21 protein-coding genes and 1 tRNA gene are annotated in these 20,706 nt (G+C 38.8%); 1 reads left to right on the top strand and 21 read right to left on the bottom strand.

Annotated elements, in window-relative coordinates:
- The first annotated feature begins 143 nt into the window (after window positions 1-143).
- Window positions 144-215 (top strand) — tRNA-Glu (locus FXW34_RS20320).
- Window positions 216-917: 702 nt separating this feature from the next.
- Here FXW34_RS20320 and FXW34_RS20315 read toward each other — a convergent pair.
- The 21 genes from FXW34_RS20315 to yabG all read right to left on the bottom strand — a co-directional run bounded on the left by FXW34_RS20315 (window position 918) and on the right by yabG (window position 20,530).
- Entirely contained in the window at window positions 918-1,364 is a 447-nt protein-coding gene (locus tag FXW34_RS20315; protein ID WP_147535887.1) for a S1 domain-containing RNA-binding protein, read from the bottom strand.
- Window positions 1,365-1,450: 86 nt separating this feature from the next.
- Window positions 1,451-1,843: an FtsB family cell division protein gene (locus FXW34_RS20310; protein ID WP_147535886.1), complete on the bottom strand. Its 393-nt coding sequence runs from the start codon at window positions 1,841-1,843 to the stop codon at window positions 1,451-1,453.
- 20 nt (window positions 1,844-1,863) lie between these two features.
- On the bottom strand, window positions 1,864-2,505 hold the full coding sequence (gene yabQ, locus FXW34_RS20305; protein WP_147535885.1) for a spore cortex biosynthesis protein YabQ: 642 nt from the start codon (window positions 2,503-2,505) through the stop codon (window positions 1,864-1,866).
- On the bottom strand, window positions 2,502-2,807 hold the full coding sequence (gene yabP / locus FXW34_RS20300) for a sporulation protein YabP (RefSeq protein ID WP_425457455.1): 306 nt from the start codon (window positions 2,805-2,807) through the stop codon (window positions 2,502-2,504). Before yabP ends, yabQ begins: the two co-directional genes overlap by 4 nt.
- 91 nt (window positions 2,808-2,898) lie before the next feature.
- Complete coding sequence (locus FXW34_RS20295) at window positions 2,899-3,162, bottom strand: RNA-binding S4 domain-containing protein (protein ID WP_147535883.1); 264 nt, start codon at window positions 3,160-3,162, stop codon at window positions 2,899-2,901.
- Between the two features lie 25 nt (window positions 3,163-3,187).
- Window positions 3,188-4,654: a bifunctional methyltransferase/pyrophosphohydrolase YabN gene (yabN, locus tag FXW34_RS20290; RefSeq protein WP_147535882.1), complete on the bottom strand. Its 1,467-nt coding sequence runs from the start codon at window positions 4,652-4,654 to the stop codon at window positions 3,188-3,190.
- Between the two features lie 5 nt (window positions 4,655-4,659).
- Complete coding sequence (locus tag FXW34_RS20285) at window positions 4,660-6,261, bottom strand: putative polysaccharide biosynthesis protein (RefSeq protein WP_147535881.1); 1,602 nt, start codon at window positions 6,259-6,261, stop codon at window positions 4,660-4,662.
- Between the two features lie 200 nt (window positions 6,262-6,461).
- Complete coding sequence (gene spoVT / locus FXW34_RS20280) at window positions 6,462-6,998, bottom strand: stage V sporulation protein T (protein WP_147535880.1); 537 nt, start codon at window positions 6,996-6,998, stop codon at window positions 6,462-6,464.
- Between the two features lie 214 nt (window positions 6,999-7,212).
- Window positions 7,213-10,761, bottom strand: a complete 3,549-nt coding sequence (gene mfd, locus FXW34_RS20275; RefSeq protein ID WP_147535879.1) for a transcription-repair coupling factor — start codon at window positions 10,759-10,761, stop codon at window positions 7,213-7,215.
- A gap of 358 nt (window positions 10,762-11,119) precedes the next feature.
- Complete coding sequence (fin, locus tag FXW34_RS20270; protein WP_147535878.1) at window positions 11,120-11,350, bottom strand: anti-sigma-F factor Fin; 231 nt, start codon at window positions 11,348-11,350, stop codon at window positions 11,120-11,122.
- A gap of 104 nt (window positions 11,351-11,454) precedes the next feature.
- Window positions 11,455-12,015 carry an aminoacyl-tRNA hydrolase gene (gene pth / locus FXW34_RS20265; RefSeq protein WP_147535877.1) on the bottom strand — a complete coding sequence of 187 codons (561 nt, stop codon included), beginning with the start codon at window positions 12,013-12,015 and terminating at the stop codon, window positions 11,455-11,457.
- Window positions 12,016-12,093: 78 nt separating this feature from the next.
- On the bottom strand, window positions 12,094-12,726 hold the full coding sequence (locus FXW34_RS20260) for a 50S ribosomal protein L25/general stress protein Ctc (RefSeq protein WP_147535876.1): 633 nt from the start codon (window positions 12,724-12,726) through the stop codon (window positions 12,094-12,096).
- A gap of 86 nt (window positions 12,727-12,812) precedes the next feature.
- A complete protein-coding gene (locus FXW34_RS20255; RefSeq protein WP_147535875.1) occupies window positions 12,813-13,769 on the bottom strand; it encodes a ribose-phosphate diphosphokinase in 957 nt (318 codons plus the stop codon).
- A gap of 16 nt (window positions 13,770-13,785) precedes the next feature.
- Complete coding sequence (glmU, locus tag FXW34_RS20250; protein WP_147535874.1) at window positions 13,786-15,159, bottom strand: bifunctional UDP-N-acetylglucosamine diphosphorylase/glucosamine-1-phosphate N-acetyltransferase GlmU; 1,374 nt, start codon at window positions 15,157-15,159, stop codon at window positions 13,786-13,788.
- 231 nt (window positions 15,160-15,390) lie between these two features.
- Entirely contained in the window at window positions 15,391-15,681 is a 291-nt protein-coding gene (spoVG, locus tag FXW34_RS20245) for a septation regulator SpoVG (RefSeq protein ID WP_003347151.1), read from the bottom strand.
- Between the two features lie 654 nt (window positions 15,682-16,335).
- Window positions 16,336-16,710, bottom strand: coding sequence for a RidA family protein (locus FXW34_RS20240; protein ID WP_147535873.1), 375 nt, complete (start codon window positions 16,708-16,710; stop codon window positions 16,336-16,338).
- Between the two features lie 43 nt (window positions 16,711-16,753).
- A complete protein-coding gene (purR, locus tag FXW34_RS20235; RefSeq protein ID WP_147535872.1) occupies window positions 16,754-17,596 on the bottom strand; it encodes a pur operon repressor in 843 nt (280 codons plus the stop codon).
- Between the two features lie 56 nt (window positions 17,597-17,652).
- The gene (gene ispE / locus FXW34_RS20230; RefSeq protein ID WP_147535871.1) at window positions 17,653-18,522 is read right to left on the bottom strand and encodes a 4-(cytidine 5'-diphospho)-2-C-methyl-D-erythritol kinase; all 870 of its coding nucleotides are present in this window, start codon (window positions 18,520-18,522) and stop codon (window positions 17,653-17,655) included.
- Window positions 18,523-18,771: 249 nt separating this feature from the next.
- A complete protein-coding gene (locus tag FXW34_RS20225; RefSeq protein ID WP_147535870.1) occupies window positions 18,772-18,969 on the bottom strand; it encodes a small, acid-soluble spore protein, alpha/beta type in 198 nt (65 codons plus the stop codon).
- Window positions 18,970-19,073: 104 nt separating this feature from the next.
- A complete protein-coding gene (gene veg / locus FXW34_RS20220; RefSeq protein ID WP_147535869.1) occupies window positions 19,074-19,340 on the bottom strand; it encodes a biofilm formation stimulator Veg in 267 nt (88 codons plus the stop codon).
- Window positions 19,341-19,639: 299 nt separating this feature from the next.
- A complete protein-coding gene (gene yabG / locus FXW34_RS20215; RefSeq protein WP_147535868.1) occupies window positions 19,640-20,530 on the bottom strand; it encodes a sporulation peptidase YabG in 891 nt (296 codons plus the stop codon).
- Window positions 20,531-20,706 lie beyond the last annotated feature (176 nt).

Genomic DNA, 20,706 nt, shown 5'->3' with positions numbered 1-20,706 from the left:
CTAGACAAACGAAAAGCGGAAGTGGCTTACCCAGAGGCGACAGGCATAAGACGAGCCGGCCGGAAGGTTGTTCTTTAACCTTCTGGACGGATTGGCTTATGACCCCGAGCCTCTAGCCACTGCAGCTGGACATTATTTATCTCGGCCCCTTGGTCAAGCGGTTAAGACACCGCCCTTTCACGGCGGTAACACGGGTTCGAATCCCGTAGGGGTCATACGAAAAGCGGAAGGTGCCCGTTTATCGGCGACAAGCATAAGGCGAGCAGGCCGAAAGGTTGCTTTTTACCTTTTGGACTGATTGACTTATGACCTCGAGCCGATGGCACCTGCAGCTGGACATACGAAAAGCGGAAGTACAAAAAAGGTTGTCCCAAGTTATGTGCGGGACAACCTTTTTTGTGTAATTTATTGATTTCCTCATTTTTTTACTAGTCTTATTAAAAAAATAGAGATTTTTTTAGGAAATCTCTATTTTTCCGGAAGAAAGATCTTTATTTTTTTCTAAAAAAAGAAAACTTTAATAAAAAAATCGAGAATTGATCAATTTTATTATTATCCACGCAAATATATGCACAACAAAACTCATATATGCACACGAAATTGTCTATTTGCAACACTTCCAAAATTATATGATACAACTTTTTTGATATATACACGACTTTTCAAATATATGCACAACTTTTGAGAAGCACTGAAAATATTCGCACAAGAAAAACACGATATGCACAAAAAATACATATATGCACAGTTTTCCCCTCTTATGCACAACTACCTACCACAACTTACAACTCAAACACTCAATCCATTCCTCTACCCCGCACCCCAAACACACCAAAAAGACAAGCCGGATAACGACTTGTCTAATAAGCAATCTATAATCAAATTCATAACTATATACCAAAAAAATAAGCAACAAGTTAACCTCTTTTAGCCCCTCTGCCACCGCGCTTTGACTCAGTACTGCGTTTCAAAGACGATAAGCGATCTTCACTATCCTTTAAGAAACGTGCCATCTTTGATTCAAAGTTTTCCACTTTATTATTATTGCGGTAATCATTTGACCGTCCATGACGAGGACGCTGTGAGTGTGAGTGGGAATTCGAATGCGAATGTGTCTTATGTTCAGCTCTGTCTTTAGCTTTCTTGATGGAAAGACCAATCTTCCCATCTTTTTCAACATTCATGACTTTAACTTCGACAATGTCGCCAACTTTCAAATGATCATTGATATCCTTCACATAATTATCTGCGACCTCACTGATGTGAACAAGACCAGTTGAACCTTCTGGCAGCTCCACAAACGCTCCGAATTTCGTAATGCCCGTTACCTTTCCTTGCAACTTGCTGCCTACTTCGATTGACATATAAAGAATTTTCCTCCTTAAGAATATAAAAAATCATACATATTCCATATTATACAAAAGTGGAAAAAAGCGTGTCAATAAACCCACTATTCAACCTGTTTCTGCTTCTTTTCCTCAGGAATATTAAAAATAATTTCATTACTCTCTGACAAGAAATAATCCCTTCGCGCAAGCTTAGCAATATAATCTTTATCGTTAAGCTTAATGATTTCTTCTTTTAAGGCACTTTGTTCATCTCTTAATTCTGATAGTTCATGCTGCAGCTTTTGCTTCTCGGCTTGCCTTTTTTCAATCGTGGAGGCTTGCGAAATGAGTGTGGAGACCATTATATATGCTGTTGCAATAACTAACATCGCGAAAAAAAACAAGCGACGGACTAGTTTTTTTCGCTTTCTTGCAACGCGTACCTCGGTGATTTCATGTTGTTGTGTTAATTGTGTTTGAATCTTGGCTACTTTTTTTCTTCTAATGGCACCCATTCACGCAAAACCCCCTTTATTTATTTTTTATGTTTAATTTTATTTTTAAGAAAAGCTACTGCCTTACTGAAATATTTCTTTATTTTTCGTAAAAATCCTGCCATTCTATTATATAACTTCTCGACGCTTTTTTTAATTCCTTTCGGCAAAAGTTTCCAAAATAATAACAATATCAATTGGATTGGTTTTAAGATGATAAGAACAATCCAACCTAGAAGTCTTAATAGTGATTTGCTAAGTGAAAAAAGCGCTTTGCCTATTAGTACGATGGTCGAAAGGCAAAACGCAAGCAAGGCTAAAATTGGTTTATATATTAAGCCCATAAATAACCTTACAAGGAATCGCCAAATGGATACGATCCAGGTAATTACGATTTCTAAAACATGCAAATATATTCGTCTCAGTAAGCTTTGGTATGCAGCAAAGCCACACACCAATGCTATGAATATATAAAATCGCATTTCTCCTTCATTCACAAGAAATAACACATAGAAAATTAACAGACCTTGCAGGACCCAAAATAACACATCGTTCAAGAAGACGAGCCAACTTTTCCGGGAAGCCCGTTTCAAAAAGCGATTATACGTATCAAATGCTGCTCCAAAAAAGGATCCCATGCCAACCATTGTCAGCATGGTAATAAATTGTGTAGACAGTGTCATCGGAACAACTTGCTAAAGAAGCCTTTAGCCTTCTCCCCATGCTGATCGTCTAAATAAAGTAATTCATAAACCTTTCCTTTAATCGCAACAATCCCTTTATCAACATCAAGGTTTTTCATTTGTAAGTTTTGCCCTTTTATTGCCAGAAAGCCCATTACTGTTTCTAAAAGAAACTCCTCATTATCAAAGCTTTCAACCTGCTTGACACCGGTAATTTCCAGCAGGCGTCTTCCTCTCATAATCACATCATGGTCTTGTACTGATGATTTCGTTGTATTTTGATCATAATATTGGTTCAACATTTATCCCTCACAGTCATAGTGCTGGTTTTTGTACAAGTTTATGAACTTGGAGAGATAATTAGAACACACTCGTTTCGACTATAAACTAGGTTTAAGCCTCTGATACCCGTTCTTCACTTACAATCGAGTACATTTCAGCCGCTTCCTCCTTGCGAGAGGTTTCCTGAATTCGTTCAATTTTGACGGTAACAATTCTTTGGCCAAACTTTACGGTTAACACATCGCCAACTTTCACAGTTGAACTAGATTTTGCCTGTTTACCATTAATGTCGATTCGACCTTGGTCGGAAATTTCTTTCGCTACGGTACGACGTTTTATCAATCGCGAAACTTTTAAAAATTTATCTAAGCGCATATGCTCTACTCCCTTTTATATCATTTTATAATCCGAGTTCCTTTGCCTCATCCCAATATTGATCCAGTTCCTCAAGCGAATGCTGGGCAAAGTCTTTTCCGCTTTCCTTCACCCGTTTTTCCACAAACTTAAAACGGTCAGTAAACTTTAGGTTAGTTGAAAGTAGTGCTTCTTCTGGATGTATTTTATAAAATCTTGCTAAATTAATCATCGCAAACATCAAGTCACCAAATTCTTTTACAGCATTTTCATTTACTTCTTTACCGATTAACTCTGCTTCAAATTCCTGTAATTCTTCCTTTACCTTGTCCCAAACTGGTTCAACCTCCTGCCAATCAAAGCCCACTTTAGCTGCTGCCTTTTGCAGTTCATACGCCCTTAGCATCGATGGTTGGGACAAGCCGATAGAGTCTAACAGTGACTTGTCATCCTCTCCGGATTTTTCCTGTGTTTTAATTTCGTTCCAATTCGAAAGCACATCTTCTACACCGTTAACTTCAACTGTTCCAAATACGTGCGGATGACGACGAATCATTTTTGCTGTAATGGATTCGATCACATCGTTTATTGAAAAATACCCATCGTCTTCACCAATTTGGGCATGAAGCATGACTTGAAGTAGAACATCCCCCAACTCCTCAATCATATGATCGATATCATCCTGCCCAATGGCTTCAATTAACTCGTAAGCTTCTTCAATTAAGTATTTTTTCAAGCTACTATGGGTTTGCTTTTTATCCCATGGACAGCCGTTTGGTCCACGCAGTTCAGCAATCACCTCGCGAAGCTTATCAAACTCCTTGTAAAGGATCGTCTCTTCTTGAACTGGTGGTACATAAATAGATGTTAAATTGTTTACTTTCACAACCCGGTCCAATTCATACAACGGAATTGATTCGATTTGTTCAGCTTCACTTCCAGCTGCACTAACGACAACAATTTGATAATCGTCTGGCAAGCGCTCCATTAATGTCAATTTCACATTTGAGGCTACATATGTATCATATACTTGGCCTATCACGATATGCTGGTGCAGATTTAGGCTTTCTTTTGTTAACGAAGTACCATCTAATAATTGAAAGCCATCAATTGGGTCAATTTTTAATGCTTGAAAAATGGCATCAATGAAGCTCTGACCGCCGGCGAGTTCAATTTGTATTCCTTGTGTTGGTCCATTTTCCAATAAAAGCTGGACGGTTTGTTCTGCAACAATTGGATGACCAGGAACAGCATAAATAATCGATTGCTGCTGTGCTTTATTTAATAAGCTTTCACTAATCTCTTCATAGACCTTTCCGAACGAATCATGTTTCTCATACACATCATCATAGGAAATAAACTGAACACCTTCTTTTTCGAGTTCAGCTACAACTGGGTGCTCCTTCGTTCGTAAATAAACAAGCTCTGCCTTAAGCATCATTTTATACACACCGAACGGTATTTGGTTTAGATCTCCGGCTCCCAACCCGATAATCGTAATTTTATTAGACAAATCAATCATCTCCTGCTCTTATTTGGCAATAGCGCCTTAAGTTTGTCTCCAAATGGAAGCAGTGATAATTCTGCCTCATTAAAAATTCCACTTCTGAAAACAATAAACAAATAGAGACTTCCTCCAATTATAACCCCTGAAAGAGCTTGAATTGTTGCTAACAATCTCTCCCCTGCGAAAAGAAAATCAGTTAATCTTACGTATGCTAGCAAACTACTTCCCATCATAATCGTTGCTAAGCTAATGGATTGCCCAAAGCCCTTTGGTAATAGCCGTGCTTGGATAGTCTTCTTTAATTTTAAACTTAATAAAATGAAAATAAACATCATCGCCACAACGGATGAGATTGCAGCTCCGACAGTTCCGAATTTAAGAACCAAAGGAATATTGGCAATACACTTAATCGCAAAGCCAATTAAAATGACTATTGCAGGAAAAACCGTTGCGCCTAAACCTTGTAGAATACTTGAAATCGTAATAATCACAGATGAGAAAAAAATAACGATGGCGATGATTGCTAACACATTTGTACCATGTGAATTTTTAAACAACATCATATTGGTTGGCTTCATAATAGATATTAGACCAATCGCTCCTGCAGCACCAACCATCATGCTGATCTTTAAAGCTGTTTGTATTTTTTCCAATAATAATTGTTTATCACTTTTTACTTTTTCGCTCGAAATGAGCGGTACTAACGATAATGACATCGATGTTGCTAGTACGGTTCCTAATTGAATAAGCGGCTGACCGCGGTCGTAAATCCCCTTCAGCCCTTTAGCCTCCAAAGGCTCATAACCAGATGAGATAAGTAAAGTATATAAATTAATAGAGTCTGCCAATTGTATAAAGATTAATAACATCCCGGAAATACATACAGCAAAGCCCTGCAAAGAAAGAACTTTGCTAACCGCGATAACTTCTCTGAGTCTAATGGTTTTCAATAAGCGCGCTAAAGAAAGACTCCTTGACCGTTTTCTTTTCTTAAAATAAAAAAGGAGAAGGATAACAGCCAGTATCCCTCCGGTTATTGAACCAAATGACGCCCCGCTCCCGACAACATAAAGGGAATAGCCTTCACTCATAAACAGACCCGATAAACCGAGGATTGTTGCTACACGCATTAGCTGTTCCCCAACTTGAGATACAGCAGTTGGTAGCATATCTCCTTCTCCCTGAAAATATCCGCGCAATACAGCAGTGAATGGGAGAATGAGGAAAATAATCGATATAACGCGAAACAAGATTGCTAAATGTGCATCATTCATACTTGCAGCGAGCAAGTCCGCGCCTAAATACATCGCAATAAAGCTCACCAGCCCAAGACCAAATAAGAAAAAGAAGGAGATTAGCAGCAACCGCTTCGCATCATTTCCCTTTCTTTCCGCATAAAGCTTTGAAATGATGACCGGAAAGCCACTTGTAGTCATAACGAGTGCCAAGCCATAAAAAGGATAGACTTGTTGATAAATATAAAAACCGACATCCCCTACCATATTTTGAAACGGGATTCGATAGACGGCGCTCAAAATTTTCGTTAAAATAGCCCCTATAGTTAAAATAAATACACCTTTTAAAACCGTTTTTTGTTCATGTATAGGGCTCATCGCCCATCTCACCTTCCAGAAATATTTTCCTTATCATTTTTCCAACGTATTATAGCATACTAAGGGCTTTACGGTCAGTTTCTAATAAATCACGATAACTTGCCCAGAGCACAAATGGAAAAAAGGCAGCTTTTCGCCACCTTTTTATCAAAAACACTATGTTTATGTTGCAAAATATCGAATCAAAAATCTTCATTCTGTTACGATTCCATTTGGCGAGCTAGAAAGCTAGAAGCTGTTTCAACAGCTTTTTGTTCCACCTCACCTAATGAACCTTCTTTCGCCACAATAATCACTGCTCCAATTGGATCACCATTTGCAATGATTGGACCAATTGTATATGCTGAAATACTCTCATCATTACCATCTACTAGTGAAGCATTTTCCTGCTGATTCACCAGTACAGAATTGCGATCTTCCATTGTTTTTTCAACTAAGTCACTAATATTCTTATTTAAATAGTCCTTTTTGGAACCTCCTGCAACAGCAATATATGTATCTCTGTCGCAAATTAATACTGGATTGCCAAGACTATCATATAATGCCTCGGCATACTCCTTCGCGAAATCGCTTAGCTCACTGATTGGAGAATACTTCTTTAAAATTACCTCTCCGTCTCGGTCCACGAATATTTCGAGTGGATCACCTTCGCGAATTCTTAACGTCCTACGAATTTCCTTTGGAATAACCACACGACCTAAATCATCGATTCGACGAACAATACCAGTTGCTTTCATCCAATGTTGCCTCACTTTCATCTGATGATTTGTTGTTTGGCAATGATTCATGGTGGTTCATTTGGTAAATCATCACCATGTTAGATATATTATCTTTCATCTGGAAAGTTCTATGCACAATCAACGATTTTTTCTCAATAATGATAGTTATACCAATAATGTAAAATCTTAACAATTACTTCAAACTATGGCTTACTACTAACTTAGTTGATTTTTATTGTTTTGAAACAATGTTTTTTTCTGGCTCTGTCTTTGATTCATAAACGGCTTGGATGAGCTCTAAGGCTACCTCCATCCACTTTTGCGGAGAAACTCCCTTAATGTGAAGGACCAGCTTAAACTTTGTTCCATCTTGACCCATGCCAACCATACGTCCGTATTTATTAAGAATTTGAACAATTTGTTTCATATCGTTATTTTGACTTCCTTTTTCTGAAAAAAGAATGGTCACATCGTGTTTAACTTGCTTAATGTATTCAACCTTTGCTAATTGGGCAAATACCTTTATCTCAGCTATTTGGAATAAAAAAGCTACCTCATCAGGATACTCGCCAAAGCGATCAATCATTTCCTCTTGTAGCTCCTCTAATTCCTCGACGTTTGCTAATGAGCGGAATCGCTTATACATTTCAATTTTTTGATGACCGTCACCAATATATGCGTCTGGAATATAAGCATCAACCTCTACATCAATCTCTAAAGCAGCCGTTTCTGCTAAATTCAAATCACCTTTTCTAGCTTCAATAGCATCTTTTAGCATTTGCGAATAAAGATCAAACCCGACAGAATCAATAAAACCATGCTGCTCTGCCCCTAGCAAATTACCTGCGCCTCGAATCGATAAATCGCGCATAGCAATTTTAAAGCCTGAGCCTAGTTCTGTGAATTCTTTTATTGCCTGCAAACGTTTTTCAGCTACTTCAGTCAGCACTTTATCCTTGCGATAGGTAAAATAAGCATATGCAACGCGGTTTGAACGTCCAACACGCCCGCGGAGCTGGTAAAGCTGCGAAAGTCCCATCCGATCGGCATCAAAAACAATTAGGGTATTAACATTTGGAATATCTACACCTGTTTCAATAATGGTTGTGCTAACTAATACATCAAATTCGCCTTCTAAAAAGCCGAGCATGACTGATTCAAGTTCATTTTCAGACATTTGTCCATGTGCATAAGTTACGCGGGCATCGGGAACAAGCATCGAGATTTCTTCAGCCTTCCGCTCAATATCCTCGACACGGTTATATAGGAAATAAACCTGTCCATCCCGTGCTAATTCACGTTCAATTGCTTCCCTAACTAAGCCGCCATTATACTCCATAACATATGTTTGCACTGGAAAACGATTTTCTGGCGGAGTTTCAATTACGGATAAATCGCGTACCCCTAACATCGACATATGGAGCGTTCTAGGAATTGGTGTTGCTGTTAAGGTCAATACATCAACATTCGTCTTTAACTGTTTTATTTTTTCCTTATGAGTAACACCGAAGCGCTGCTCTTCATCAATAATTAATAACCCTAAATCACGATAGGTAATATCCTTGGATAACAAGCGATGTGTGCCGACAACAATATCGACTGTTCCGGCTTTTAAGCCCTTCATTGTTTCCTGCTGTTCCTTCCTTGTGCGAAAGCGGCTAAGTAAACCTATTTTAATCGGATATTCCTGGAAACGCTCACGCATAGTTTCATAATGCTGTTGCGCTAGAATAGTTGTTGGTACTAAGAAGGCCACTTGTTTCCCATCAGCGATAGCTTTAAAAGCAGCACGAATTGCGACTTCAGTTTTCCCGTAGCCGACATCACCGCATAGCAAACGATCCATTGGACGTTCTCGTTCCATATCTTTTTTAATTTCGTTAATAGAGCGAATTTGATCATCGGTCTCTTGATAAGGGAACGCCATTTCAAATTCACGTTGCATATCTCCATCAGGCGAGAAAGCATGCCCTTTCGCAGCTTCACGTTCTGCATATAGCTTTATTAAATCCTCCGCAATATTTTGTACAGACGATTCAACTTTCTTCTTGACCCGCTTCCAATCAGAACCACCTAATTTATAGATTTTTGGCTCTTTACCTTCAGAGCCAACGTATTTTTGTACTAAATCAATTTGTTCAACTGGTACATAAAGCTTGTCACTACCTTGATAACGAATATGAAGATAGTCTTTATGGACACCATTGATCACTAGTGTTTCAATACCAAGATATTTCCCAATCCCATGATTGACGTGAACGACATGATCACCAACACGAAGCTCAGAGTAGCTTTTTATCCGTTCAGCATTCGAAAGCTTTTGGCGTCTTGTTGATTTTTTTGCTGTTCGTTTATTAAATAATTCTTCTTCGGTAATGACAGCTAATTTTTGAATAGGTAGTTCAAAGCCGGTTAGTAAATTCCCTTCAGCTATCTGAATATTGCCTATCCGCAAATCCTGTCCTTTTCCAATAAATGATGCTTCTATGTCATAATCTTCTAGTACACGCTGCAGTTTATCGACCCGTTCTTCGTCTGGTCCAAGAAATAAAACGGTATACTTACCTTTCGCCCAGCGATCTAGCTCTGTTTTTAACACATTCATTTGGCCATGAAAGTTTTGCATTTGCTTACAAGATACATTGATAATGTTTTGCGGATTCGTGTTCGGTACATGCCGCAAGAATAATGATAAATATGCAATTGCCTGTGGCGATTTATGTAGTAAAGGCGTAAGTTGATGGGATATCTTTACATCATGAACAATTTTCCCTTCACCTAATAAGCTTGTATACCATTCAGCTTCTTCTTTTTCCAAAGAATCATTCATTTCTTGAACTCTGCTAATTTCATCAACAAAAACGAGAGCATGTGAAGGTAAATAATCTAGTAAACTATTTTCTTTTTCATAAGCAAATGATAAATATTTAAAGACTTGCTCCGGTTTTTGTCCCGCTTTAAGCTGTTCGAGCTCATAGCCAACATTTTGCGTAAGCAAAGTTTTAACATTATCTTGTTTTACCGATTTTAACGTTTTGGCAAGTCCTGTCTCGATGTGCTCTATCAATTTCCCAAAATGCTCAGACTCAAATATATATTCAGTCGCTGGGGCGATGCTGACTTCCTTTAACTTAAGTTTAGAGCGCTGATTGTCTAGTGAAAATGTCCGAATTGAATCAATCTCTGTATCAAATAGCTCAATCCGGAGAGGATCTGCCTCGGTTAGCGGATATATATCAACGATCCCGCCGCGAACGCTAAATTCACCAGGTGCGGAAACCATATCAGCGCGAATATAGCCCATTTTTACTAATTTATTTAATAGCTCATCTAGATTGATATCATCCCCAACTTTAAGTGAAATCTGATAGATTTCCCAAAGTGCTTTTGGAGGCACTATTTTTCTGAGACCTGCAACAGGAACGATGACGATTCCGCTATTCCCACTAATTAAATGATTGATTGTATCAATCCGTTGCGCCTTTAGCTCTGGACTAGCAATACTGATTTCTGCAGCAATTAATTCATTAGCCGGGTATAGAAAGACTTCCTTCTCTCCGAGTAAATTAATCATGTCATCATAAATTTTTTGGGCTTGTAGTAAATTATGAGTCACGATTAGTTGTGGTTTATTTGTTTTTTCATAGACAGAAGCAAGGAAAAGTGTTCGCGCCGAACCAGATAATCCGGCGATTAACTGTTCCTTTAATCCTTCATTCACACCGGCAATAACCGATTGAACATCATCTAAATTTGTTATGACATTTTTAAGCCCTTCCATCCGAACCCTCCTCTCAAAGAAAAGCGTAGGTGGCTTGCTCAGGGGCGACAGGCATAAGACGAGCCGGCTAGAAGGTCGTTCTTTGACCTTCTGGACGGATTGGCTTATGACCCCGAGCCCCTAGCCACCGAAGCTAGACAAAACGAAAAGCGAAAGCGGCTTGCTCAGGAGCATTGGCATAAGACGAATCACGCAAGAGACGTTAGTCTCTGGAGAGATTTGGCTTATGACATGTGCTCCTAGCCGCTGTAGCTAGACAAAACGAAAAGCGTAGGTGGCTTGCTCAGGGGCGACAGACCTACCTACTTTTTAACCCATATATATAACAGAAAAACGCTTTGGATTGCTTCCAAAGCTGTTAATGTATTAAAAAATCATATTGATGATACTCAGGATTTCTTGTCAAATACTCCTGACAATCCTCACAAATTGTGGCTATATGAATTTCGCCTTGTTGATCATACGAAACCATTTCCTGGCGTTCCTCAGCTGATAACTTGTGTAAACCAAGTTGTTCGCTATGTATAGACACTTGATCAATCGTGCCCATTTTCATCCCACAATGTCTGCAATGATAATGTATAGCCAAATGACTTCCTCCTCAAACTCCGTAGATAATGTTATTATTTACGGTTTCAAGGAAACTTATTCGTAAGCCTATTGTATGTTATTTTCCTAGTAAACATGAATCAATTAAGCATTGAATTCATTCATTACTTGTAAAAATGGTTGGTTGAGCCATTTCATAGCGGCAGCAGCGCTTTTATCGATCACTTCAACCAGTACTTCTTCTTCTTCCTTAGAAAATCTCCCTAGTACATAATCAGTGACCTTCATTCCATTTTTCGGACGATCAATACCAACACGGATACGATTAAAATTCTCAGTACCTAAATGAGCAATTGTTGATTTCATCCCGTTATGACCACCCGGGCTTCCCTTCTGACGGAGGCGAATCTTCCCAACAGGTAAATCTAAATCGTCATAAATGACAACTATTTCATCAGGTTCAATTTGATAATAATCCATCACTGCGCGAATTGACTCTCCAGATAAATTCATATAAGTAAGCGGCTTCAATAAAAAGACTTTTTCTCCGCTAATATTTTTCATTCCGTAAAGACCTTTATGCTTAGCTTGATCTAACTGTATGTCAAGCTCATTAGCAAGCTTATCAATAACCTTAAAACCAATATTATGTCTAGTCTGCTCATATTGCTTTCCTGGGTTACCCAGACCCACTATTAACTTCACGCTTCCACCTCCCTCATTTATGGCTATTTCCATAATACTATAAAAGACGTAACCTGAACTAGGTTACGTCTAAATTTATTATTGAGAAGGGTCTGTTTCCCTGCCTTCAAGGTTGTCTGGCAGGCCACCTTCCTGCTGTTCTCCGGTACTAATTTCCTTCTCCTGCTTCGGAGGAAGAATCGTTACAAGTACTTCTTCTGGATCATGATTAATCGTAAACTGATTGGCCGTATAAATATCGGCAACAGTCATGTGTTCATTAACCTGCAAGTCCGAGATATTAATATTGATTGATTGTGGAATTTGATCTGGTGTTGCCGTAATGGAGACTTCATGGAGGGTTTGCTGCAATACTCCGCCATCCTTTACTCCTTGTGGTTCTCCATCTAATTGGATCCGCACATTTACTGAAATCTCGGTTGTCATATCGACGGTGAGAAAATCAGCATGAATGATATCCTGTTTAACCGGATCCTTCTGATAGTCCGATAAAATCACATTGCAGCTCTTTCCTTCAACCTGTAAGGAAATAACACTATTCCGTCCGTTGTCACGAATCGTTTTCATCAAATCGCCAACATTGACGGAAACGGTTTGATTACCGGTATTTGCACCATAGATAATCGCCGGGATATCACCATTATCACGCAAGCTCTTTAAAATCGAGCGTTGGGAACCAGTACGTTCCCTAGCTTCTAATTCTACATTCATCAATATACACCTTCCTCATTTATTATCGATAGGTTCTCTATAAAAGTTCCCTAAATGAGGAAGGAATAAACATCTTTTCTTAGCGACTATTCAAATAATACACTGACAGATTGTTCTTCATGGACGCGAATGATCGCATCACCTAGCAATGAAGCAACTGACAGATTAACAATTTTATCAATCATTTTGTCTTCCGGAAGAGCAATTGAATTTGTAATAACAAGCTCTTTAATATTAGAATTTTCAATTCGGCTCATTGCCGGACCTGATAATACAGGGTGCGTACAGCAAGCATATACTTCCGCTGCGCCGTTTTCCACCAAGGCGTTAGCAGCAAGCGTAATTGTACCAGCTGTATCAATAATATCATCAATTAAAATAGCAACCTTACCTTCGATATTACCGACAATATTCATTACTTCTGCCACGTTTGGCTTTGGTCGACGTTTGTCAATAATCGCAATCGGTGCTTTTAGGCGCTCAGCCATTTTACGAGCACGTGTTACACCACCATGGTCTGGTGATACAATGACAATATCTTTATCATAATGTTTATTTTTAAAGTATTCTGCAAGAATTGGTACACCCATTAAGTGATCGATTGGAATATCGAAGAAGCCTTGAATTTGTGGTGCATGCAAATCTAAAGTAATAACACGTGTTGCACCAGCTGTTTCAAGCAGATTTGCCACAAGCTTCGCTGTAATTGGCTCACGGGCCCGTGCTTTACGGTCTTGTCGTGCATAACCGTAATAAGGGATAACAAGATTGATTGTTTTTGCAGAGGCGCGCTTTAATGCATCAATTAAAATAAGTAACTCCATTAGGTGCTCATTAACTGGAGAACTAGTTGATTGAATAATAAATACATCACAACCACGAATACTCTCTTCGATGTTAATTTGGATTTCGCCATCACTAAAACGTTTAACTGAGCATTTCCCTAGTTCAACACCAATTACTTTAGCAATTTCTTCAGCAAGCTCTTTGTTCGAATTTAAGCTAAATACCTTTAAATTTGGATCTAAATATTGATTAGACATGTAAAGCCCCTCCAGCTTATTTCTTTAAATTTAATTTTTGGACATAGTTTTCTTTATTCACTTGACGCGCACGAGCGATTGACAGTGCTTCTTCAGGAACATTATTCGTAATTGTAGAACCTGCAGCCACATAAGAGCCTTTACCAATTGTGACTGGAGCTACTAAATTGGAATTGCATCCCACAAATACATTATCCTCAATTTTTGTTAGGAATTTATTTTTCCCATCATAGTTGACTGTTATTGAACCGCAGCCAATGTTTACATCCTTGCCAACTTCCGCATCGCCAATATAGCTAAGATGAGACGCTTTGCTACCTTGACCAAATACAGCCTTTTTAATTTCCACAAAGTTACCGATTTTCACTTCATCATGAATATCTGATGAAGGGCGAATGTGAGCAAAAGGACCTATGTTAACATTTGAACCGATACTACTATCATGTGCAACAGATTGGCGGATTGTAGTGGCATCACCAATTTTACAATCCTTGATTTCACTGTTAGGTCCAATGACACAGTCTGAACCAATAACGGTTCTTCCAGAAACAACAGTTCCTGGATAGATAACTGTGTCTTGACCAATTTCAACATCAGCGCCAATATACGTAGATGTTGGATCAATTAACGTTACGCCGTTACGCATATGTGATTCATTAATTCTATTTTTCATGATTTGCTCTGCTTGACTAAGGGCAACTCTATCATTGACACCTAGTGTTTCTTCAAAGTTTCCAGTTTGATACGCCGTAACAATTTCACCCTGTTTTTTCAAAATTTCAATCACATCAGGCAAGTAATATTCACCTTGGACATTATCGTTCGATACCTGTTCTAATGCTTCAAAAAGCGCTTTATTATCAAAGCAATATGTACCGGTGTTTATTTCTTTAATACTGCGTTCTTGATCGGTAGCATCTTTATGCTCTACGATTTTTTCAACATGTCCCTCTGCATTCCGCACGATTCTCCCATACCCAGTAGGATTGTCTGTAGCAGCGGTTAATACTGTTACCTTTGCATTCATTGCTTCATGCTGTTTGATGAGCGCCTCCATTGTTTCCGCCTCGATTAGAGGTGTGTCTCCACAAACAACGATAGTTACTCCTTGCTTTCCTGCTAAAGTTCCCTTAGCTTGAATCACAGCATGTGCTGTACCAAGCTGGCTTTCCTGCAACGCATATTGGCTTTTATCACCAAGCTGAGCTTTCACTTTTTCCGCACCATGACCAATAATTGTGACCATTTCATCTATGTTAAGCTTTGAAACTTGATCAACAACATGTTGAACCATTGGTTTGCCACATACAGGGTGCAACACTTTATAAAGCTTTGATTTCATACGTGTTCCCTGACCTGCAGCTAATATTATTGCATACCGTGTAGACATGTATGGCCCTCCAATTTACCTTTTTATCCATTAAGAATATATCTTAAAAAGCTGCTTATTTCAAGGAATCCTCACAAAGTGCGAATAATTGTTATATGTGGGAATTAAATGGAAATGTTTTTCGAGGAAAATAATCAATGTTTATAGGGGTTTTTCAAGGGTAATTTTGTAATCCCATAAAAAAAGAGCCTTACTTATGATAGCAGGCTCTCGTTGTTTAGCTAATTGTTTTTAGGACGCTCCAGCTTCTTCAAATTCAACTTCTAATTCACCTAATCGATGGTATTCCGCCAACACGGCTTCTTGAATTTTGCCACGAGTCCCCGAATTAATTGGATGGGCAATATCACGAAACTCTCCATCTGGTGTCCGTTTGCTCGGCATCGCTACAAATAATCCATTATTACCGTCAATTACACGGATATCATGAACTACGAATTCATTGTCTAATGTAATTGAAGCGATTGCTCTCATACGTCCATCTGTGTTAACTCGGCGTAATCTTACGTCTGTCACTTCCATCATGTTCACCACCTTTTTAATTTTCAAAATGAAAACCACCTAAATTATTCAACAAGTATTTCCAAATTTCCTCCCCAAGAAATACTTTTTTTCAAAAAATTGGCTCAAATTGTGAACAAAAAATGAATCGATTTTCGAAATAGTGTGACTAAACGCACTGCAATGCGGTTTACATTATGCTTATATTGTTTTGAATTTTTGATATTTTTTTAATAATTAGAATGAAATTTTAAAGCTTATAATTTACTTTTTTGAGTTGATTGGAGCGGAAGGCACGGAGACTCCTACGGGAGTAGCTGGTATGGGAGACCCCACAGGCGCAAATGCGCCGAGGAGTTCGAAAAGCGGAAGTGGCTTGCCCAGGAGCGACAGGCATAAGACGAATCGCGCAAGAGACGTTAGTCTCTGGAGTGATTTGGCTTATGACCCCGAGCTCCTAGCCACTGGAGCTAGACAGAAAAGCGGAAGTGGCTTGCCCAGGGGCGACAGGCATAAGACGAATCGCGCAAGAGACGTTAGTCTCTGGAGTGATTTGGCTTATGACCCCGAGCTCCTAGCCGCTGCAGCTAGACAGGCTCCCAACTGGCCCCGTGAACCGCACGTGCCTGCAGCGGAAAACAACAATACATAGCCATAAATAAAAAAAGCTCGTTATTAGCTAACGAGCGCTATTACTTCAATTTCAACCAATACATCTTTTGGAAGTCTTGCAACCTCTACGCAAGAACGTGCTGGCTTATGAACAGAAAAATATTCCCCATAAATTTCATTCATTGCTGCAAAATCGTTCATGTCCTTAATAAACACAGTCGTTTTAACAACCTTTTCAAGTGAAGAGCCTGCTTCTTCTAGAACTGCTTGAAGGTTTTTAAACACTTGATGTGTTTGAACTTGAACATCCCCCTCAATTAAGACACCGTCTGCTGTTAAAGGGATTTGACCTGAACTATAAAACATATTATTAACGATAATCCCTTGTGAATACGGACCGATCGCTGCAGGTGCAGCATTCGTTTGTACTACTTTCACCTTAAAAACCTCCCAAGATAGTTTATATGTAATGAATAATTACTTATTTTTCCCAAGACATATTGCCCGATAATGTAAAATAATTACCTTCACTTACATTAATCGTTTTCGCCTTTTCATCGACATTTGATAATCTGACTAACGAAATATATTCATCTACTAGTCTTTCCTCGATATTTTCTGATTCAACCAACACTGCAATTCCAGCTAGCTGAGCTTTAAATTCCTCTAACAGGCTCTTCATCCCATTAACCGTTCCGCCTGCTTTCATAAAATCGTCAACAATCAGAACTTTTGAACCTTCCGCTAAGCTTCGCTTCGATAGGACCATCGTTTGAATTCGTTTGGAAGAACCCGACACATAATTTATGCTTACAGTCGATCCTTCTGTCACCTTACTGTCTCTTCTAACGATTACAACCGGGACATTTATTTGTGCTGCCACAGCATATGCTAGTGGAATCCCCTTAGTTGCAACAGTCATAACAGCATCAATATCCGCAAAAGCATATGCTGATGCAAACATCCGACCTGCTTTTCGGATAATAGAAGGATTCCCGATAATATCTGTCATATACAAATAACCACCCGGTAGAAGTCGCTCTGGACTAGCCATCAACTCACAGAGCTCTTGGACGTATTCCTTGGCTTCTGTCTCACCGACCTTAACATAATATTTTACCCCTCCTGCCGCTCCAGGAACCGTTTGCAGCGTGCCAATACCTCGTTGTTCAAAGGTATCTTTAATAATAGCTAAATCCTCACTTATGGACGATTTAGCCGATTTATAGCGTTCAGCAAAAAATGTAAGCGAAACCAATTGGCGGGGATGTTCAATTAAATAATGAGCCATGTCAAGTAAACGTTCACTCCGTCGGAATTTCATAAAAGGGACCTCCAAAAACCGAATGTTTAACGATAATATATCATTAATATCCGGCTTTAATCAAGCTTATGACGGTCACCTAATATCCTCACAGCAAATACTTGATCACAAAAACCTCTTAAGCCATTATAGATCCGATGCATCCTTGAATCATGCTGAACAAGACAAAACACTGTAGGACCACTACCGCTCATTAATACCGCATCAGCACCAAAACGCCGCATTTGATCCTTAATCTGGGCAACCTCTGGATGAAGATTCAACGTGACATCTTCCAGAACATTTCCGACTTGTTGACAAATCTGCTGATAGTTTTTGGAATGAATGGCGTTTATCATTGCAGCTGTATTAGGGTGATTAATTTTATTGATATCTAAACGTCTATATACATCTGCGGTGGATACTCCAATAAACGGCTTAGCTAAAATCACCCAACATGTCGGTGGAACCGGAAGCTCAGAAATGATTTCTCCACGCCCTGTGGCCAGTGCAGTCCCTCCGTACACACAAAAAGAGACATCTGAGCCGATTTCTGCCCCTAGCACTGCAAGTTCATCTAAAGATAAACCCAATCCCCAAAGCTTATTAAGCCCTCTTAGAGCTGCTGCTGCATCACTGCTTCCTCCCGCCAGACCAGCAGCTACTGGAATCATTTTTTCTATGGCAATACGTACACCTTGCTTAACATGGAAACGTTCCTTCAATAGCTTAGCTGCCTGATAGGCTAAATTCCTTTGATCATCAGGAACAAAGCGATTATGAGAAACAATATGTATTTCATCTTTATCTAATAAAGAAAGCTCAAGGCGATCAGCGAGATCAATTGTCGTCATAATCATTTCCACCTCATGGTAACCATCAGGACGTTTATGCAGTACATCTAATGACAAATTGATCTTCGCCGGTGCTTTCACTAACAGCTTCAACATATCCACCTACTTTACAAAATTCGACGATATCTTCATATTTTGTCCTATTTTACCATAAAACAGACGAGGAAGAACGGAACTTCCTTACATTATTCTGAATTATAAACATTATTTTCCTAAAATACTTTTACAAAACAGAAGAAGCAGCGTTTTGAAGCACAAAAAGAAAGAAGTCAAGGCTATTCCCTGACTTCCTGTGCCGTGTGATGTATATTGATTGCATCAAAAGCTAAATAATAAGAGAAATTATTGTTTGTTCGCAAGCTGCTGCTGAGCAAGTTGGATGGCTCTTTTCACCATATTCCCAGCATCTTTGGCTCTAATTCCGCCCCAACCTTCCTTTTGAACCACATCATAAAAACCAAGCTCCTTAGCGAGCTCCTCTTTAAAATGTTCAGACATAATCCCTCTTCTTCTTCTGCTCAAATCAAACAACCTCCTCATTCACATCGGCCTTAGTAGTTTGTGATATTCGAGCAAATATAGTCCCAAAAAGAAAACAAAATAAAAAGCAGTAAACAAGAGTCCACTGCAATTTAAAACAAGTATTAACTTAAAGCTACAGTACCAGTTGTTGGATCCTCATAGAAGGTAATCTGAACCGTCTCTGTTAAAATATCTGCGTAGCTGTATGATACCCGTTCAAACGCATTTTCTTCCTGATCCAATTCAATCACAAATACAGAAGGATAGGTTTCTGCTAAAACACCGGAACGTTCAATCGTCTTTCTTCGTCCCCCATTCGCCTTTAGCATCAGTCTTTTCCCTAGATTTGAGTCGAGAGCCTTCTTAATATCCGCTAATGTTTTTGGCATTCGGTCCACCTCACTATGAAAAGTATAACACTTTTAGCTTAAAAAGTCAAATAAAATATAAAATTATAACAGTCAAATTAATCGATTGTCAATGTTTTTCATTCCACTTTTTTTGCTAAATTTCTACATTTTTATAATTGCCGAATTCACTATAGATTATGTAACTAAATTTCATTAGTATAACAATATCCGATCACAAACGTTAATACGTTAAAGGACAGGAATTAAAAACGCTTTTCATAAAAAACATTTGATCGTATTATGCATAATGCAAAAATAAGCCGAATTTTGTAGACGGCTTATTTTTGACTTTCATCTTCCAATGGAAGCTTGTAGGGCATACCAGTTCTAAGAACTCCTCTTGTTTCAATTCCACCAAGACCTTTTTCACCAGTTAACGTGTTCCTTAGAACGTCCCAGACATGAATTCTTTCCATAAAAGGAGTAAAACTGATTTTTGCTACTATATATACAGGATCCAGCGCATGAATATTAACGCGGGATGGAGAACTCGCAAAGTTGGCACCTGCTTGAATTAATGACTCAAAATGAGACTGGCATGCACCAGCAAAGATCACCAACTGATCTAGATGGGGGTTCTTTTTCCTTGCCTCCATTACAGTTTGCATAAAATGTAATGAATGTCGATAAGCATTTATATCAGACATTTTCCCCTTTGACTTTGAATAAGAATCATGTCCAGTGATGACTAATATATCTGGGCGATAATAATCCAAAAGCTGCCCCACCTTAAGCGGCATTTCCTTTTCATTACAATGGACCCCATATACCGGAACGCCGACCTTTTCGTAAACCATCATACATTTCTTTAAATACGATGGGTCACCATCAAGATGCAAAACCTTTCCAGGAACTTGAAAAATATTTATATCCTTACTAAATCCTTCGGTTGCTGCAAACTCTTGTTTTTCTTTTAGCAAGCTTACATCTTGTCGAAATAATTCAAATGATTGTTGCTCCAACGACCTGAACTCTTGTGTTTTTTTTCGTAATTGTGCTGGGTTGATAATAATGAGATCCTCATAAGGTGCATCGGCAATTAACCGAAAATCCTCTCCATAAAGGATAGCAATTTTTTTTCCTGAATCTTGCCTAAGATCAATCACGCGGAAGAGGATGTCACAATGGTATGACTTTCTACCGACTATATCCATCATTTTTATCGTCACAGTCATCCACTCCAAATGGCCAATGCCTGGCCTTCCTAAACTAAATATTTCTAGTATAGGCTATGCAACTACGGGAGAAAGTGTGAATTTACGTTAAAAATTAAAAAGGATTGCCCTCTTCTCAAAAAGGCAATCCTTATCACGAAAATAATACATTAATATAATAACGAAACTAT

Origin of the sequence: Bacillus marasmi, assembly GCF_902168435.1 — a bacterium.
GTDB classification, from domain to species: domain Bacteria; phylum Bacillota; class Bacilli; order Bacillales; family Cytobacillaceae; genus Bacillus_BU; species Bacillus_BU marasmi.
This window is presented reverse-complemented; position numbering and strand designations above follow the sequence as displayed.

Excerpts from the sequence above, each read along its gene's own strand:
- FXW34_RS20310 (WP_147535886.1), bottom strand. The coding sequence starts at position 1,843 with ATGGGTGCCATTAGAAGAAAAAAAGTAGCCAAGATTCAAACACAATTA.
- FXW34_RS20295 (WP_147535883.1), bottom strand. The coding sequence starts at position 3,162 with ATGCGCTTAGATAAATTTTTAAAAGTTTCGCGATTGATAAAACGTCGT.
- glmU (WP_147535874.1), bottom strand. The coding sequence starts at position 15,159 with ATGTCTACACGGTATGCAATAATATTAGCTGCAGGTCAGGGAACACGT.
- FXW34_RS20255 (WP_147535875.1), bottom strand. The coding sequence starts at position 13,769 with ATGTCTAATCAATATTTAGATCCAAATTTAAAGGTATTTAGCTTAAAT.
- yabP (WP_425457455.1), bottom strand. The coding sequence starts at position 2,807 with ATGTTGAACCAATATTATGATCAAAATACAACGAAATCATCAGTACAA.
- yabQ (WP_147535885.1), bottom strand. The coding sequence starts at position 2,505 with ATGACACTGTCTACACAATTTATTACCATGCTGACAATGGTTGGCATG.
- spoVG (WP_003347151.1), bottom strand. The coding sequence starts at position 15,681 with ATGGAAGTGACAGACGTAAGATTACGCCGAGTTAACACAGATGGACGT.
- FXW34_RS20315 (WP_147535887.1), bottom strand. The coding sequence starts at position 1,364 with ATGTCAATCGAAGTAGGCAGCAAGTTGCAAGGAAAGGTAACGGGCATT.
- FXW34_RS20285 (WP_147535881.1), bottom strand. The coding sequence starts at position 6,261 with ATGAGCCCTATACATGAACAAAAAACGGTTTTAAAAGGTGTATTTATT.
- mfd (WP_147535879.1), bottom strand. The coding sequence starts at position 10,761 with ATGGAAGGGCTTAAAAATGTCATAACAAATTTAGATGATGTTCAATCG.
- FXW34_RS20260 (WP_147535876.1), bottom strand. The coding sequence starts at position 12,726 with ATGAATGTAGAATTAGAAGCTAGGGAACGTACTGGTTCCCAACGCTCG.
- purR (WP_147535872.1), bottom strand. The coding sequence starts at position 17,596 with ATGAAATTCCGACGGAGTGAACGTTTACTTGACATGGCTCATTATTTA.
- veg (WP_147535869.1), bottom strand. The coding sequence starts at position 19,340 with ATGCCAAAAACATTAGCGGATATTAAGAAGGCTCTCGACTCAAATCTA.
- FXW34_RS20225 (WP_147535870.1), bottom strand. The coding sequence starts at position 18,969 with ATGAGGAGGTTGTTTGATTTGAGCAGAAGAAGAAGAGGGATTATGTCT.
- spoVT (WP_147535880.1), bottom strand. The coding sequence starts at position 6,998 with ATGAAAGCAACTGGTATTGTTCGTCGAATCGATGATTTAGGTCGTGTG.